The 16,776-nt window shown below is 48.0% G+C and carries 12 protein-coding genes and 1 pseudogene; 2 read left to right on the top strand and 11 right to left on the bottom strand.

The genetic code is table 11. From position 1 onward, the window contains the following. Positions 1 to 3: 3 nt before the first annotated feature. Both K6T99_03555 and K6T99_03550 read right to left on the bottom strand, forming a co-directional pair. Positions 4 to 1,410: an MFS transporter gene (locus K6T99_03555; GenBank protein MCL6518880.1), complete on the bottom strand. Its 1,407-nt coding sequence runs from the start codon at positions 1,408 to 1,410 to the stop codon at positions 4 to 6. Positions 1,411 to 1,510: 100 nt separating this feature from the next. Continuing rightward, the gene (locus K6T99_03550) at positions 1,511 to 2,812 is read right to left on the bottom strand and encodes a hypothetical protein (protein ID MCL6518879.1); all 1,302 of its coding nucleotides are present in this window, start codon (positions 2,810 to 2,812) and stop codon (positions 1,511 to 1,513) included. Positions 2,813 to 3,058: 246 nt separating this feature from the next. Between K6T99_03550 and ahbD the strand changes: the two genes are divergently transcribed. Both ahbD and selD read left to right on the top strand, forming a co-directional pair. Beyond that, positions 3,059 to 4,126 carry a heme b synthase gene (gene ahbD, locus K6T99_03545; GenBank protein MCL6518878.1) on the top strand — a complete coding sequence of 356 codons (1,068 nt, stop codon included), beginning with the start codon at positions 3,059 to 3,061 and terminating at the stop codon, positions 4,124 to 4,126. Between the two features lie 42 nt (positions 4,127 to 4,168). Next, complete coding sequence (selD, locus tag K6T99_03540; protein ID MCL6518877.1) at positions 4,169 to 5,224, top strand: selenide, water dikinase SelD; 1,056 nt, start codon at positions 4,169 to 4,171, stop codon at positions 5,222 to 5,224. A 246-nt stretch (positions 5,225 to 5,470) separates the two neighbouring features. Here the strand turns inward: selD and K6T99_03535 are convergent, their stop codons facing one another. From K6T99_03535 to K6T99_03495, 9 genes and pseudogenes are all read right to left on the bottom strand, one after another. Further along, positions 5,471 to 6,637 carry a hypothetical protein gene (locus K6T99_03535; protein ID MCL6518876.1) on the bottom strand — a complete coding sequence of 389 codons (1,167 nt, stop codon included), beginning with the start codon at positions 6,635 to 6,637 and terminating at the stop codon, positions 5,471 to 5,473. A gap of 48 nt (positions 6,638 to 6,685) precedes the next feature. Beyond that, the gene (locus K6T99_03530; GenBank protein MCL6518875.1) at positions 6,686 to 9,715 is read right to left on the bottom strand and encodes a hypothetical protein; all 3,030 of its coding nucleotides are present in this window, start codon (positions 9,713 to 9,715) and stop codon (positions 6,686 to 6,688) included. Positions 9,716 to 10,012: 297 nt separating this feature from the next. Beyond that, entirely contained in the window at positions 10,013 to 10,213 is a 201-nt protein-coding gene (locus K6T99_03525; protein MCL6518874.1) for a cold-shock protein, read from the bottom strand. A gap of 211 nt (positions 10,214 to 10,424) precedes the next feature. Then, complete coding sequence (locus tag K6T99_03520) at positions 10,425 to 12,041, bottom strand: beta galactosidase jelly roll domain-containing protein (GenBank protein MCL6518873.1); 1,617 nt, start codon at positions 12,039 to 12,041, stop codon at positions 10,425 to 10,427. 45 nt (positions 12,042 to 12,086) lie between these two features. Beyond that, positions 12,087 to 13,355, bottom strand: a complete 1,269-nt coding sequence (locus K6T99_03515) for a Gfo/Idh/MocA family oxidoreductase (protein ID MCL6518872.1) — start codon at positions 13,353 to 13,355, stop codon at positions 12,087 to 12,089. Beyond that, positions 13,355 to 13,936, bottom strand: coding sequence for a nitroreductase family protein (locus K6T99_03510; protein MCL6518871.1), 582 nt, complete (start codon positions 13,934 to 13,936; stop codon positions 13,355 to 13,357). The genes K6T99_03515 and K6T99_03510 overlap by 1 nt, the downstream gene beginning before the upstream one ends. 123 nt (positions 13,937 to 14,059) lie before the next feature. Next, the gene (locus tag K6T99_03505) at positions 14,060 to 14,536 is read right to left on the bottom strand and encodes a hypothetical protein (GenBank protein ID MCL6518870.1); all 477 of its coding nucleotides are present in this window, start codon (positions 14,534 to 14,536) and stop codon (positions 14,060 to 14,062) included. A gap of 103 nt (positions 14,537 to 14,639) precedes the next feature. Next, on the bottom strand, positions 14,640 to 15,011 hold the full coding sequence (locus K6T99_03500) for a DUF2752 domain-containing protein (protein ID MCL6518869.1): 372 nt from the start codon (positions 15,009 to 15,011) through the stop codon (positions 14,640 to 14,642). A 258-nt stretch (positions 15,012 to 15,269) separates the two neighbouring features. Continuing rightward, positions 15,270 to 16,574, bottom strand: a pseudogene (locus K6T99_03495) (thymidine phosphorylase). Between the last annotated feature and the right edge of the window lie 202 nt (positions 16,575 to 16,776).

Genomic DNA, 16,776 nt, shown 5'->3' with positions numbered 1-16,776 from the left:
ATTCTAGGTTATTCTGCATGCATCACTATTCATCCTCTCCTGACCCTTCACCGCCGAAGTTATCACCCCAATGGTGCATATAATAGCTGCCACTAAGAATACATCCCTGAATGCGTTAACCCGTGCGGCAATATCATCTAGCCTTGTTTGGTAATACATCAGCCTGCTTGAATATACCGCTTGCGAAATTGCCACGCCCGTTACCATTCCCAGATTGCGCATAGTCGCAAGCATTCCACCGGCAACACCAAGCATTCCCCGTGGAACCGAACTCATCAGTGCATTGTTATTTGGCGATTGAAAGATAGCAGTACCTAGCCCCACAACCACCAACGCAACAACTACGCGAATGTGTGAAGGCGAAGCCCCAAGGCAGCCGATAAACACCAAGCCAATGCTAGCTAACCCAAGCCCAATCGATCCTAAAACTCTCGAGCCTATTCGGTCAGATAGATTCCCACTCAGAGGAGCAACCAAAGCCACCGTAATCGGTGTAGCGGTTAATGTCAACCCCATGCGCCGAGGTTCATACCCAAGCACTTGTGACAGATAGAATGGCATAAGAAAAGCAACGGAGAATGTCGAGGAAAAATTAATGAAAGCGCTTGCACATGCTGCGGCAAATAGTCGCTGTCGAAAAAGTGTAAGAGTGAGTATTGAATGAGGCGTCCTCCTCTCGTGCAATATAAACAAAGCTCCGAAGACAACGCATGTAATCAATAAAGCAACAATCTCATGTGAATTCCACCCTTTTTGAGGACCCTGGCTGAGCGCCATCGTCAGGGACACTAGGCTTACGAGAAGAAGAGCGGCGCCAAAAATGTCAAAATTTTGTTCCAACCGCGGCTGTTCGCATTTGAGCATTCTTTGAACAAATATCATGCCAAAGACGCCAAGGGGCAAGTTAACAAAGAAAATCCAGGGCCATCCGGCGGCTTCAACTATGAACCCTCCCAACACCGGCCCAATCGTGAGCCCGCTAGCAACCACCATAGCAAACATCCCCAATGCCTTTCCCCGTTCACCAGGTGGAAAGGCATCGGTGATAACGGCAGGACCATTTGCCATGATCATTGCTGCACCAACTGCCTGAATACCCCTGGACGCAATGAGTAGGAATGGACTTCTAGACAATCCACAGAGGAGTGAACCAATTGTGAAAACTGCGTATCCCCAGACTAAAACTAGTTTGCGGCCTGCTAAATCAGCAAGGCGACCCAGCGTCAAAAGTAAGCCGGTGATTACCAACAGGTATATTGCAATAACCCATTGAATCGTAGGCAGGTTAGTCCTCAAAGAGGCCATAATAATGGGAAGCGAGACATTTACAATGCTCGAATCCACAGTCGCCATAAAAGTGCCAATGGACACCGCAAGCATTGCAAGCCACTTGTACTCAATTCTTCCCACGTACGACCCTCTTGCAAGAGAATATTTTTTAAGAATATTCTCTTGTGATTCAGAAATCTTGTCAAACAATAGCAAGCTGATGCAGAATTGTCTGAATTGTCTAACGAGGTGACATCAGGGCCATCAGAGTTTCGGCAAAAAACTCATGGCCTAGGTCATTTGGGTGGTTTATGCCATTGGCTTGAAGAATCATGTACGGAATGCCGATATCTCGAAGATGCGCCCATATATTTGTTGTATCACCCAAGGCTACCTTATTTTCAAAGGCAGCCTTGCGCATTGCAGGAACGGACTTGCTGAAGTTACCCATCCAATCTGGCATTACAAAATGAGGAGTTAGAATTATAAACTCAATAATAGGATTTTTCGCCCTAGCCCTGGCAATGAACCAAGCGTAATTCGATGCTATGTGCTCAGGGGTCATGACGACATCATTCACATACTCAACAGTGATGAGGTCTGGATTATGCGAAAGAACTTCTTGGTCGAACCCCGCTCGGCGAGAATCGGTGTTTGAGCCGCCTACTCCCGCATTAATAACTATAATTTCAGCCCTTGGATAGGCAGCCTTTAACTGTGCACGAAAGAGCTCGACATAGCATTTATCATGGGAGCTGGGAGAACCTCCCGCTGTAACGCTGTCGCCCCAACATACAATTGTCACCCTTTTGCCTTTGGCAAGAAGTTCTAGCGTATGCGCTAGATACTCGCGCCCAGAAACCTTGATGAAATCTCGCCAGGTAATATCATTGCTAGGCAGAGGGTAAATGTTTTCACTTGTAATTGCAATAGTGCGGTAAGGGATATAAATGTGTGCAAGAGGAGTCATCCCGGGATGAGGCTCAGGAATCTCGGCATTTACAGCCATTGAGCGTCCTTTTCGTACCACTACAGCCCCAAGAGGAGAAACCTCTATCAAATCCACACGCTGTAGGTAAACCTCATAATCTATGTAGACTGGCTTATCCTTCGGAATGCTGCCAGTCCCTAAGCGCGAAATCCCACCCCAAACATCATCGAGGAAGTAGTCCTTCCCCTCTTGATATATTGTGCCACCATTAGGAGATGAATGAACTCTTACCGAGTCTGGAACAATGGCATATGGAAGGCGTGTGCCTGTATCCACAGCACCAAGGGTCTTTTTAAGTGCAGTGCCAGAGTGCCAGGCGATTGGCTTTTGGTCGCTCAATACATGCTCTTCGTTTACCACTTTGATTTTGTCAGGAGGCTCGATAGCTAAGTCGGTAGTCTTACTGACCTCTACCACATGTCCGCGCACCACATATTTCCCAGCCTCCACACGAATCCCCATTCCGGGTTTTTCGAGAGGTAGGATAGCAGAGTAAGCAGCGGCGCAGTAAAGCATCAAGAAGACGGCTATTATGCAATAATATGGCGACATTGCTACTTTCTCCTAATAAACAAACTTACAATTCGTTCAAAACTATGAATACGAAAAGCCAAGGCTAGAAGACCTGTTCCATCAAGCGCATGATTCAATAGTTTTTCAAAGCTATCCTGTTAGTAAAATAACCTAAATTGAAACCGAGTATATCAAAGAGGTAGGGCGACAGTCAACAAATATCGAATGGAATAAGCTTAAGTTGGATGATATAATCTAATAACATCTATGCGAAAGAGCAATTCCATGAAATATTCACATCGCAGTGTGTTCACACCAAGACTCGTGTTTTGGGAGCTTACCACAGCATGCAATCTTAATTGCATCCACTGTCGAGCCGTTCCCGCTGAGAAGCGGTCGTCAGACGAGCTTTCGACAGCGGAAGCAAGGGTTCTAATTGACCAAATCGCATCTTTCGCCAAGCCAGTTATCGTGCTTAGCGGCGGCGAACCACTTGTGCGTGCTGACGTCTTCGAAATCGCATCCTATGCTAAGTCAAAAGAACTGCCAGTCGCACTGGCAACCAATGGCACGCTAATCACACCAGAAGTCGCTCAAGCAATCAAAGAATCAGGGATTCGGCGTGTAAGTGTGAGCATCGACGGCTCCAATGCCGCCTCCCACGACAGATTTCGACAAGCTTACGGCTCATTTGACGCCGCTTTGCGGGGAATCGAATATCTGAAAAGGGATGGCATACCCTTTCAAATCAACACGACAGTTACGAAGCAAAACGTAGACCAAATCCCAGCAATCCTCGAACTCGCGGCCAGCCGAGGGGCAGCGGCACTGCATATCTTCCTTCTTGTCCCAACGGGCTGTGGAAAAGAAATAGCCGACGATGAGATGATCGAACCAGCGGAATATGAGCGCGTGCTTAACTGGCTATATGATCGGTCGAAAGATTCTAAGATCAATTTGAAGGCTACCTGCGCTCCCCATTACTTTCGAATTATTCACCAACGCGCCCGAGCAGAGGGCGCCAAGATCACCTCGGAAACACATGGCTTTGAGGCAATGACAAAAGGATGTCTTGCTGGCTCTGGAGTCTGCTTTGTTTCGAGCAAAGGCGAAGTGTATCCCTGCGGTTATCTGCCAATCTCGGCCGGGAACATACGCCAGACCCACTTCAAGGACATATGGGATAATGCCGAAGTTTTCCATCGCCTTCGTGATGAAGACAGTCTCCACGGAAAATGCGGTTATTGTGAATTTCGGCGAATATGCATGGGATGCCGCGCCCGTGCCTACGCTCTTACCGGCGACTACCTTGCCCCAGAACCATATTGCATATACGAACCCAGGAAAAGGTGATTCTCCAAAGTGGGAAGAATAATAATTGCGTGAAAGGTGGTGATTCCCGTGGCTGAAAGCAAAATACGATTGACCTTGCTAACCCACGGCGGTGGGTGAGCGTGCAAGGTCAGCCCAGCCGACCTGGCGCAGGTTCTGCGCCGTCTACCGCCAATCACAGATCCAAATGTCCTTGTTGGTTTGAATACTGCAGACGATGCGGCGGTCTACAAAGTCAGCGATGACCTAGCTATAGCCGCTACGGTGGATTATTTCACGCCGGTGGTTGATGACCCCTACGACTTCGGGCAGATCGCCGTCGCAAATGCACTCAGTGACTGCTATGCAATGGGTGTCCAACCCTCAATTGCGCTTAATATCGTCGGCTTTCCAGTAAGGACCCTCCCGCTATTTGTTCTTGATCAAATTCTAGCTGGCGGAAGTGACAAAGCAAAGGAAGCAGGGGTAACCATCGTAGGCGGCCATACAATTGACGACCCTGAACCAAAGTATGGCATGGCAGTCATCGGGTTCACCACACCGGAAGCACCTGTCACGAATGCCGGGGCGCGGAGAGGTGATGCCCTTGTTCTAACCAAACCACTTGGAATTGGAATAATTACCACTGGCATCAAAGCTGACGAAACTACACCTCAAGCCGCACACCAGGCTATTGACATTATGAAAACCCTCAACCGGAATGCTTCCTTAGTAATGACTGAAATTGGAGTCAACGCATGCACTGACGTAACAGGCTTTGGATTGTTAGGCCACCTCTGGGAAATGACTTTAGCAAGTAAAGTTGGGGCCGAAATATTTCTTTCTAGAATTCCTGTACTAGCTGAAGCATGGCGGCTGGTGGAGGAAGGAGTCATACCGGGCGGCGCTTATTCAAATCGCGAATATGTGGCGGCAAATGTTACGTTCACACCCGAGATAAAGGAAGACGCACAGCTTGTACTGAGCGACCCGCAAACCTCAGGCGGCCTTCTCATGGCAGTTGCGCCGGAGAAGGTCGATAATCTCGTCGCGAAACTCAAATCGGCAGGCGTTTTTACCGCGGCTGTCATAGGTTCGATAACCTCGGACATCCCAGGACGAATCAAAGTCTTTCCGTAAAATCCGCTGCATTCTTCTTGGAGCAATCTCAGGCCAGATTTTCACTTCTAATAATTAGTCTTATCCAGCTATTTGTAATTCTATTAGCACTGGTATCTTCTTGTTAACCGACAATTACTTAGGTGATATAGCTGTTGTTCAAACGTCGCTACCGATTGAGAATTAATTATCTCCTTGCTTTCTATTTTTCAAATGATGTAATGCAAACTTAAAAACCTATGAGAAAAGTGTTATAGGTACCAAAAATCAGCTTAAGCAAAACTTGTACACGTGTACGTCGTTTGGGCCAAAGGAATCCGTGAACGAGCCACCCCTGGCTTTGATTGCGCGATTTTCAAACAAGACTTCGATATCACCATCCAAGAAATCGCCCAAGAATGTAACCGGCACCTCAGCGCTCTCACGCTTGGCAGCAAAGATGTATACGTTCGGTCCTACCTTTCTAGTAGTAAACTCAATGTCGGGTGCACCTGTTGCGCTTAAAGGTAGGTTCGAAGGAGGAGCAACAAGCGCTGAATACAATTCTGTTCCTTTTTTAAACTCACTAAGGAGCGGCCGCAAGACCTCTTCCCAAAATGTCCAATTATAGCCTAGCTCTGCATTCTTGCCCTGCAATGCAACCGGCATACCAAAGAAAACAAGGCCACGCGCACCTTTAATGATAGCCTGGTATGCCATATAGCGCTCCTGGTGAAAAGTTGGCATTACAAGAATCCTTTTTGGAGGCGTAACCCCGCTCCAACAAACCTGGAGGACCATAAAGAAAGGCTTCTTTCCGCGCACAGCACTATTGATGAAGTCAGCATAATCACCTACAACGCTGATATTTTTGTTTGGCAGATGACTGTGAAGGCCCATCGGCACGGAAATTGGGTAGATGTCAATGCCCGCTATATCACACGCCTTGCAATATTTAGTCAACAGCTCGACAGTATCCCTAGGGGCGTGAACCATCCATGCAGGGTGATCGGGGTCAATTTGCTTGAGATACCTATAAGCTGCCAGCATTCCAGGGATTGAGTGCTTACCCCAAGCCGGCTCGTCCATGGTCTTGTAAATTGCCAGCGCTGGATGCTCTCTAAAGCGCTCGACGAACTGTCGAAGCCGTTCCTTCCTTTCAGGATGTTTCGGGTCAAAAACTGTCATATCGGCAATGTACGGCCACCCATAAACCCCATACTCAGCAAACCAGTCGAGATATTTCTGGCATTCCTCGTCCTCGCTAGGGTCGTTGTGTCCTCTACCAATGCGAAAGGAGTCCACGCCCCCCTCCGCCAAAACCTCAATCGCGTCTCTACCCGTCGGATCTTTCGCTCCAAGAGGCGGCGCAAACGGAGTAAAGCAAATGGGAAACCACGGCTCGCCATTAAGAAAAATGCGTCTGTATTCGTCAATGGTAACTTTGTTGGGCATTTTTTCCTCCACTCACCCTCATTATATTTATCGATAATGAAGCAATCATCAATCAATCTCCCATGGCTTAACGCCACCGGTAGTGAAGGCAAAAGCATCAAGAAACTTGCAATATTTATCGCCTTTCTTGCGCTTAGCAATCACACGGATTTCAAGGGTATTATCACCTTCTCTCAGCTGGGCTTTCCCATAATTACGCCAAGCAAACATTATTCTTGAATCATCGTAGAGCGCCCACGGCCCGCAGAACTGCTTGCCATGCTCCCCCAGCTTGTCCGAAGCGAGGGTCCACCTGCCTCCATTCACCACCCAATGGCAAGGCGATTTCCCAACCCATTCTCTAACCCAAAGGTCAAACTCGCCAGCTTGCTGGGATTTGAACGTATATTTCGCATAGTAACCAGTCTCAGGGGAAGGGTCAACGAACGTGTCGAGTGCCCACAATGCGCCATTCGAGAGCCTAGTCATTCCGCCATATTTGCCTAGATTGAAGTTGCTGTCAATGAAATCCTCCGCTTCAATCCAAATATTTGGAGCGCAATTCGGCGCTTGATAGGCTGGAAGTATCTCGTCCGGTTTGGCAATGTCCTCGGGAGCTAAACCATCTATTATAAGTGCCTCCTCCCATTTCTCGGTAGGACAGTGCTTACCACGAATATATGGCACGTCACCCTCAACAATTTCAGGCTGTTTCTTCAATGGAATACGCAAGTTGAGCGAGCCGTCTTTCGCCTTGCCGCCAGCTTTCTCGGAATTCGCATATCGTGCCTTGACCTTATCAGCCTTTTCAGGCGAAATCCGGATGCTCGATGTCATTTTTTCCGACCAAAGATACGTAATAGGTCGGCCAGCTAGAGTAAAGCTAAAGCCACGTATGTCAGGGTCGAGACGAAACTCTCGCACACCAAGAACCTCGGCTATGAAACGCTCTGGCTGGTGTATCTGGTCTACAAGGGGAATGCGAAGGCCCTCCGGCTGCCAGCCTTCCTTGTCCTCAACTTCCTTGCTAATGATTTGAAGGTTGCCTTCAATCATGTTCCACACATGACCATCGGGGGTCTTAGAAAGCACCTCGCTCTTAGGTCCTGGGTTAAGAACTTGAATTCTTCGACCATCGGCGTCAGTAGCAAACTTGCTGGTGAAGTATTTGTCGAGCGACGGAATGGTACCTAGATCCAGTCGGAAGCCAATATATGTAAGCAGTGGTTTGCCCGCCTCGATAATCTTTTCTAACTCTGCACCATATCTCAAGCTTGCCGGCGAATCATTTAGATTCGCAATGATAAGCGGCGTGTCCACCAAAGTTGTCCACGTTGGGAGGATCCATGTACCGTCTGGCCCTCGCATGATTGCGCGTGAATTGCTGCCGCTGTATCCCACCCAACCACCATCAATGCCAACAAAATCACTTAGCGGTAGGCTAAACGCTCGAGCCTCCACATGCCGTGCAGGGAACCTATAATAATACGTAGGCCGATAGTCTGCGAGCTTTGTACTACTCTCTATAATTCGGCGAAAGGTAGCTATCCACTCTAGCTGTCGAGGATCGCGGAAAAACTCGCTCTTCCAGAACTGACCGCTATTCCAAGGGCCAAATGCAAGCCCGAAGACGAAAATCCCTTTTGCGCCAGCACCCAGAAGAGCACTCATATCGGCATACATGCTCTCGCGGTCCATATGCCCAATATTTTCTAGCTGATTTTCAAAGGCGGCTTGTGAAAACTCTGTTACCACTAACCACATATTCCGCGCTGACTGTTCTACCTCCGACCAACATACGGCGGCATTCATTGGGATAAGCATTTCACCAACGCCATATGCCTGCATCCCAATTCCGTCAAAACCTGCTTGTTCAGGGTTGATTCTGTAAGTCGCAATTGGTCCAGAATGTTTGAAAATAATCGGAACATCTGCGATTCTCTCTTTGAAAAATTTACACAAGGCATTGCAGTACCTAGCTACCCGTTCACCCGAGAAGTCCATGAAGTCATACCAAGCTTGAGACCGCTTAGCATCAGTCTTGTAAATCTTCCCTGTATTCGGGTCGAAAAACACGCCAATGGCTGAGGGCTTGCAGATGCCAACAACCCTAATGGGCACAAAGCGGCCGGCAGTCTCAAAATCGGGGATCTTGCTTGTCGCCGCCCATGCCTCATTTAACTTTTCAATAGATCCATACCTAGCGACTAGCCATCTTGCAAATTGCCTACCATACTCTTGCGAAGCCGGCAGGAAAGTATGTGAAATATTCATCTCATTTTGAAGAGGATCAACAACAAACCTGAAGCCCTTGCCAAATTTAATCTTATTAAAGTGCTTATGTAACTTCTCCTGATACTTTTCAAGGCCGCCCTCCCAGAAGTAGGGCTGTCCCCCAATCACCTTTGGAGTAAAGCAGAGGCAAAGCGTCCGATTTGGTGGACAGTGTACGTCAACTTCGAGCCCTTTCTTTTTGACCATCTCAGGCTGGCCGTTGCTGAGGTTCTTTCCGGTTGGCTCCTCTCTCTCATAAATCTTTGCCCAACCAGCGTCAATTATCTCGCAAGTCTGCTCATCTCGAAGAATATAGATTCCACCTATTGCGTCTGGACACTCAACTCCATAAGTCCCAGAACTTGCAATGCCATCAACTTTTAAACCTTCATTCTGTACCAAATAGCCCACCCCAGGTCCTGGTCCATCTGCAAGTTCAATGCCATATCTAAAGCCCTTTACCTCTAGGTAATCAATTACCTTTTGGAGACATTCCGGCGGACATGCCATGCAAAAGTGAATATATAGGTCAATTACGCCTTTTTCTTTTAGAATATCAATCTGATTCTTAGTAAGCTGCCAGCCAGCTTCGCTCTGCTCCCATATATAAGGCGGACAATACATACCGCCAACTGGCACGTACGGCCTCCCATCCCATATCAAAGTGTGCGCCTGATTCACATGCCAGAGGTGCTTAACGCCGTCTCGGTCAACATAAACGCCGGAGCATGGGGATTTGGCAATCATCGCAGCTTGCTCGGCATGCACCGGGAGACCAAACAATGCTAGAGAAACACTAACAAGCAAAGCTAGAACAAAAGCCACTTTCTACACCACCCTTCTGGCTTTTGCGAAATGATAATTTCCAACCGCTTAAAGCCCCTTCCTTTGTGTAGAGCTTAAAACAACCGGTAGTTAATCACGTTCTTACACCCAGCAAATCTGCCTTTTTATATAACATACAGTTCTTTCTAGCTGTATTTTAAGTTACAATATTGTGTCTTCCTTCAATTCCCAACTTGGTAATGCAAAGAATTGCTTTAAGCAGACAAAAAAGAAAACCCCCGCACCAACCCGGAGCGGGGGCTTCGCTATCTCTAGCTATTTCAGCAGCGCGAAAAATCAGGCCGGTTCGACGTTCGCCGCCTGGGGTCCCTTCGGCCCTTGGACGATGTCGAACTGGACTTCCTGTCCCTCGAAGAGATTCCTTCTACCGGTTCCGACGATTCCGGTGTAATGGACGAAGATGTCGTTCCCATCGTCCATGGCTATAAATCCATAGCCTTTGGTTTCGCTAAACCATTTGACCTTGCCGGTAGCCATCCCCAAACCTCCTTTTCCAGCCAAGCGTTAAGTTCGCAACTAGGAGGTCTGGCATTACAGCCGCTTTGCCTACGAAGTTGTTACTTAAGCACTTGCGGTATTTCAGGCGTCTTTGCGCCTTTAGTTGCAGTATAGCACTTTTTTTGCAAAATGCAAGGCAATTTTTTAAAAAGCGCTTGAATACGAAATTTTGGCATATAAAACTGCGCCCTTATTTTGTCATCAGCTTGACGGACTTCCAAATTCCCCCTGCACCGGCGGTGTCCAGCACCTTCACTGCAAGGACGTTTCCGCCGGGTTTTAAAGCTTTTGTAATATCTAGCTTAAAAGGAATAAGCCAGCCAATTCCGCCAAGATCGTGTTTGCCAACAAAATTGCCATTCAACCATACCCAGGCTGACTCATCTACCGCCCCAAAAACGAGAAAGACCTGCTTCCCTGTCTCAATTTTCGGCGCGATAAACTTCAAACGATACCACGAAAAACCGTCATAGCTCTCGCCCTGCTCTTCCCAAAACTTTCCAATACTAATCGTCCGCCATTCCGAATCATCAAAAGTCGGCTGAGCCCATCCCTGTTTTTCACCAAAATTAGATTCGTCCCGACTGAACCGCCATCCATCCTTCGGGAGGTCATAAACCTCCTCTAGAGTCTTTCGAAACTCAGCGAAAGTCTGTTCATCTGAGTAGCCAGGCTGTTCTGCGGCATGCGGCACACCTGCTGAAAGCTGACAAGACTGCCAGTTGCCAGCTCCGGGACCGGTTTTCGCAAGAGCAAGGGCCTCGATATATTCGCTCGGCACGTTGAAGTCCCACCACCGCAACCTTTCAGAGTAAATCCACACATAGCCGTCGCTGAATTTTAGAGCAAAATGGGTAGATGCCCTGAGCGCTGAAGGCGAAAAGTAATTTTTGGTAAAATCCTCAGGATGCCACCCAAGTTTTCCGCTCGAATAATCAGCCCAGATGCCGAATCCCACCCTAACATGCTTTGTGAAGGCCTTTGGTGCAGTTGAAATCGTTTTAGCGCCCTCAAGAATTGTGCGTCGCCCTTGTTCAAAAGGTTTTTGCCCAATGAAGCCGTACGACTGCTCATAGCCATCTATAAGAATTGTGCCCGGAGTTGCCGCCTCGCAGATTCCATCATAGAAAGCAGCAAGGAGTGAGTAATCCGCATTTTCGATGCCACCACATGCAACAGATTGCTCGTATGGTAGCGCTGGACCAAACAGAGCTAGGATTGTAATATCTGGGAACTCCTTATTAATTGCACGGATGAACTCCTTACCCCGCTCCTTAACCATTGCCACGTAATCACCATAAGTATGCACCGCTTTTGCCTCGGCAGGCTGTGCCTTGTAGCTCCAAATCTGATGCTCACCATACATCTCGGGATCGAACATTATCCCTTTGCATCCACCGAGCTTGGCTACTTTCGCAAGACAGGCAGCATTATAAGCCACTGCTGACCATTCGGGATCAAACCAATCAACGTCACCGGGCATGGCGATAACCTGAATGAAATTATCCGTCAACTTAGAAGATTTTATATTCGCAAGATCTTTTATTGCGTGAGCATACTCAGATGGCCTAAACTTTACTTTAGAGAATACCCGCCAACCGAGGCTCCACCCGCCTTCTGGGTGAGCAACTTGGATTACCACGCCATCGAAAGGCAGCTTTTCCATTTTCTTGACGTTCTGCTTAAAGAAAGCCGTAGTCGGACAATCCCAACCATACTCAATGAGCTTTTTCTCAGAATTAGCGGCACACCCAAGATGGGTTAGCGTACATAAAGCGAACACAAGAGATAGAATAACCATTCCCATGCAAAACCTCCGGTTCATTTTGAATCCCCGGCTACGACCCTTTTCCTAAACTGGCCTTACTTGCTCAGTCCTTTGGTCAAACTCCGTCACTTTGCCTTCCTTGTAAGAGCGAACGCCCATATGGAGAACGGTCATAACCTGATAGCCAAGAATTTCATGGCTCCTGGGCTTCTGGCGGCTGCGAATACACTCCAGGAAGTCACGGAAATGTTCCTCTAGCGAGAAGTTCCGCGCAGCTTTGATCTCCTCCCTGGATCTTTTCTCGCCTACAACCGCCTTCTGTGGCTCGATGACTGCACCGTTTATGTCGAGGTTGATTGTGCCCTCATAGCCTCGTATTACCCAAGGCAAGCCGGCATTCGTCGCAAGCGAAGCTACCAGAAGCACCGACGGGCCTTCAGGATACTCAGCAGTGATTGTGAATATATCCGGTATCTCGCGCCCATCTTTGTGCTGATATTGGCCTCCCGTGCCGATAACACGTTTCGGGAATCCAAGACCCATCGCTCGAATAAGCGGCGTTAATGAATGAGGGAAGAAGTCGGTGCCAATACCGCCCGAGTAATCCCAAAACGAACGGAATGCAAAGAACCTACCAGGCTCCCACGGCCGTTTTTTTGCTGGACCAAGCCACATTTTCCAATCTAGGTTCTTTGAAGGATCAGCCTGACCATCATTAGCATTTGGGTCGTAAACTCCTATATAGCCATTACGCATATCGCTTGCCTGGGCATGAATTAGCTTGCCGATTGCACCAGCTCTAATACGCTCGTTTACCTCTTCCCATGTGCTTGACGACATATATTGCGTGCCAACCTGCATCACGCGCTTATTTCTAGCGATTGCGTCAACAACATCCTTAGCCTCTTGGAGATCCCGCCAGTGAGTCATTGGCTTTTCGCAGTAGACATCTTTTCCTGCATCCGCAGCGTCCACGGCCATGCGCGAGTGCCAGTGGTCGGGGGTAGCAATGGTGACTGCATCAATATCCTTGCGCTCGAGAAGTTTGCGATAATCCTGATATGCCATGCCACCTGTTCGGCTTGCAGCAGCATTCAATCTGGGCTGGTATACATCACATACGGCAATTATTTCGACCGGATAGCCAGAACCTTTCAAGGCAAGAAGCGCATTTATGTGAGCATTTCCCATGCCGCCACAACCAATTACGCCAACATTTATGCGCTCATTCGGCGAAGTTGACTTACTATTGGCTCCAAGAGCAGATAGGTTGCCACCTAGGAGTGCAATCCCACCTACAACTGCCGACTGCTTTAAAAACTCCCGCCTGCTTACATGCTTATCTGTTTTCACTAAATCCCACCCACCTTAAGAATAATCTCTTCCAATGGCCGCTTGGGGACATGGTGGACATCGTGAGAATCACGGTAGTACTTGATACTCCCATCAGGACCAACGTCCTCAAGAACCACCTTCTCGCTAGGGTAGCCAAGTGCAATGACAAGCAGAATTTCATACCGCTCAGGAAGCCCAAGTACCTCACGAAGCCTCTGCCTATCTATAGCACCAACCATGCATCCGCCAATCCCTTTTTCTGCAGCACCAAGCATTATGCTCTGAGCAGCGATGCCATGGTCGCAACCAAAGTTCTTTGTTATTTCTGTATCGCCGAGAATGATTATGTAAGCAACGGGCCGCTCGCCTTCTGCTGGCCCCATCCAAGGCCGCAAATAACCTGCCCATGCAAGAGTTGGAAATATTCGTTCATTCAAATTACGGTCGGCGGAGATTATGTATTTCAAAGGCTGAAGGTTAGCCGCCGATGGCGAGAGCCTTGCTAAATTGACCAAATATCTGAGAGTGTCCTCGCTTATAGGCTTGTCTTCATGAAACCTTCGATAGCTCCGACTTGCTTTTATGATGTCTTCAATCATCTTTTCATCCTCCGCTTTTATAATTGCTTGGTATGTTAGAATTGAGAATATAGATTGTCAAGAGGCACAAGTGATACTGAGGTCACCGCCAAAAACTACGGTATTCAAACGGAACACTTTAATCTATTCTCGGGCAAGGCCAGGCCAGGCTCTAGCCTGCCAGAAAACGTCACTAAGCGAACAGATAGTTAAGCCAAATGCCATTGCCCCAAAAAGCATGCCAATCGCACCAGCAACTATTACCCAAATCCCCATTCGGTCACCGCGACCATAGGCGACTGAACCCAATATTATCGAAACTGCGCCCAGCAAGAATAAAGGATAGCACATAAAGGATAACGCCGCCAGAATGAAGCCTGCGATAATAAGTCCACTTGTGCCTCCCGAAGGCTGACTAGATGAGTATTGTGGGTGTTGTTGTGCAGGAGGAGGCGCCGCCTGATTCATCTGAGGCTGGGCTGTCGTCGGAGGTGTCTTCGGTTGTTCCAGCTGTCCTTCTTGTGGCGGTAGCGGCCGACCGCAACGCCAGCATATCCCGCTGGAAAGGAAATTGTTCGCTTGACAATATGGGCAAACTTTTCTATTGGTCTGCTCTGACATGCAAATTGCTCCGCTGATAGAGTTAACTTATTTCTTGTTCGACTAATATGGATAATTATCCTGCACCGCTCGTGTTGGCATACTTTTCATGAAACTTCCGAAATTACATCAAAAGTATTCGGAGCATATCCCAAGTAAGAAGTACAACAAACCCCAAGACAACCAAAATATTTAGGTGACGTACAAACCAATCATCAAGCCATGTTCTCCGGCCATAGACCGTCTTGTACACTAGATTACCCCACCATATGCCGAAAGCTGCAATCAGGAAGGGAGCCAGTGCATTATAAGCAAACGCCTCATGGAAATCTAGACGTGTCAGGGCAATAACCGACCTCGTCATGCCACAAGTTGGACAAGGATAGCCAGTTAGTTTATAGAACACGCATATGCCTGGCATGTGCTCGTACGGAAAAAACTTTGCCGCAAAGATGAATACAGGAAACGACGCAACTAATGCAAGCTTTTTTAACACGATTTCAAGTCCTAAAAAGCTTCTCTTTGACGCAAAATGCGCTGTCCAAACCATCAAACTAGTGTTATACGTATGGCAGCTTCCGGACCGGAAGTCGGCGACTTACCTCATGGGCCCCCTTTGCACCCGCCAACTAACGCCGAAACAACAAGTGCTAAAATTACTAGCGCAATAGTCTTGGTTTTCATATCGGCTCACCCCCTATCATCATAAACATTATTGGTGACAATTTCCAAACTGCGTTTTCAATTCGCCTCATTATGCAATAATTTCGTGAACTATCGGTTGGGGAGGCGGCGGTTCTGAGTTAAAAGCATATGCACTAAGTACAATTTCCTCCGCCATTAAGGCGAGCCTCCCGTCCCCAGCATGAATTTCCCCCAAAACTTCGCCAACAGACACTTTATCACCAACCTTCCGATGCAGAACAATCCCAACCGCTGGATCTGGTGATGCTCCTACCTCGCCTCTACAACCTCCAAGTTCTACCTCTGCTCGAGCAACTTTATAGGCATCCAATTGCCAAATATAACCACTAGCAGGCGAAACAACTTCCCGGACCACAGGAGCCTTCGGAAGAAGCGTTGGGTCATCTACAACCGCTGGGTTGCCTCCTTGAGCTTCGATTATCTCTTTGAACTTTGCGGCCCCGTTCCCCGAGCAAAGCGCTTCGCGGACCGCTCTCTCCCCCTCAGCCAGTGTTAAAGCCTTCCGCCCCAGCACCAACGCTATGCATGCAAGACGCACGCAGAGTTCAACCAAATCTGGCGGCCCATTCCCTTTCAGAGTCTCAATGGCTTCCTTTACCTCAAGTGAATTTCCAACAGCACGTCCGAGCGGCTGGTCCATATTGGTTATGGCGGCTACAGTTTCCTTACCCACATTTTTGCCAATACTTACCATAGTTTGTGCCAGTTGCCGAGCCTCAGCGATGGTCTTCATGAATGCTCCCAACCCTGCCTTAACGTCAAGAACAATTGCATCAGCGCCGGCTGCAACCTTCTTGCTCATCACACTTGCCGCAATAAGTGGAATGGATTCCACAGTGGCGGTGAGGTCTCTCAGCGCATAAATCTTCTTGTCAGCAGGAACTAGGTTTTCTGACTGGGCCACAATAGCTGCACCTATTCGTCGCACCTGGTCGACCATTTACTGAGTCGAGAGCTCTGTTCGAAATCCCGGTATTGACTCTATTTTGTCAATTGTGCCACCTGTAAAACCAAGACTTCGACCAGAAATTTTTATCACCGGGAGTCCGACAGCAGCTAAGAGAGGAACCAAAACTATAGTAGTCTTGTCGCCGACACCCCCAGTACTGTGCTTATCAACCTTTCGCCCAGGAATGCAGCTAAGCTCAAGGATGCAGCCACTTCTAACCATGGCCATAGTGAGAGCGGCAGTCTCACTGGCACTCATGCCTCGAAAGTAGACGGCCATTAGCCAGGCGGCCATTTGAAAATCGGATACCTCGCCCCGAATGTATGCTTCCATGAAAAAATTAATCTCCTCAGGAGAATTTTCTTCGCCGTCTCGCTTTTTGCGAATAATATCCAGGGGCCGCACTTTTATCCTCTTTTTCTAAGAAACTCCGTCTTACTATTTTTAAGCTAAGTTTCTCTAACCCTATGACTCTTACCTCCAAACCCATAAGCTATTCTCGTTGCAAATGCAAAGACCTTTACCACGGCAAAAAGCTTTTTAACCAAGAAATATGGTTGACAATTCACCCTTTCCGACATATAGTTAACCCGAGGTGAAAAGTAAA

This window comes from Armatimonadota bacterium (genome assembly GCA_023511795.1).
In the GTDB taxonomy this organism is placed as follows: Bacteria; Armatimonadota; UBA5829; order DTJY01; family DTJY01; genus JAIMAU01.
Note: the sequence above shows the minus strand (reverse complement) of the source record. Positions and strands in the feature narration are given on the sequence as shown.

What these genes read in the sequence shown, in the direction of transcription:
- K6T99_03550 (MCL6518879.1), bottom strand. Translation starts at nt 2,812, where the DNA reads ATGTCGCCATATTATTGCATAATAGCCGTCTTCTTGATGCTTTACTGC.
- ahbD (MCL6518878.1), top strand. Translation starts at nt 3,059, where the DNA reads ATGAAATATTCACATCGCAGTGTGTTCACACCAAGACTCGTGTTTTGG.
- K6T99_03535 (MCL6518876.1), bottom strand. Translation starts at nt 6,637, where the DNA reads ATGCCCAACAAAGTTACCATTGACGAATACAGACGCATTTTTCTTAAT.
- K6T99_03525 (MCL6518874.1), bottom strand. Translation starts at nt 10,213, where the DNA reads ATGGCTACCGGCAAGGTCAAATGGTTTAGCGAAACCAAAGGCTATGGA.
- K6T99_03520 (MCL6518873.1), bottom strand. Translation starts at nt 12,041, where the DNA reads ATGGGAATGGTTATTCTATCTCTTGTGTTCGCTTTATGTACGCTAACC.
- K6T99_03510 (MCL6518871.1), bottom strand. Translation starts at nt 13,936, where the DNA reads ATGATTGAAGACATCATAAAAGCAAGTCGGAGCTATCGAAGGTTTCAT.
- K6T99_03505 (MCL6518870.1), bottom strand. Translation starts at nt 14,536, where the DNA reads ATGTCAGAGCAGACCAATAGAAAAGTTTGCCCATATTGTCAAGCGAAC.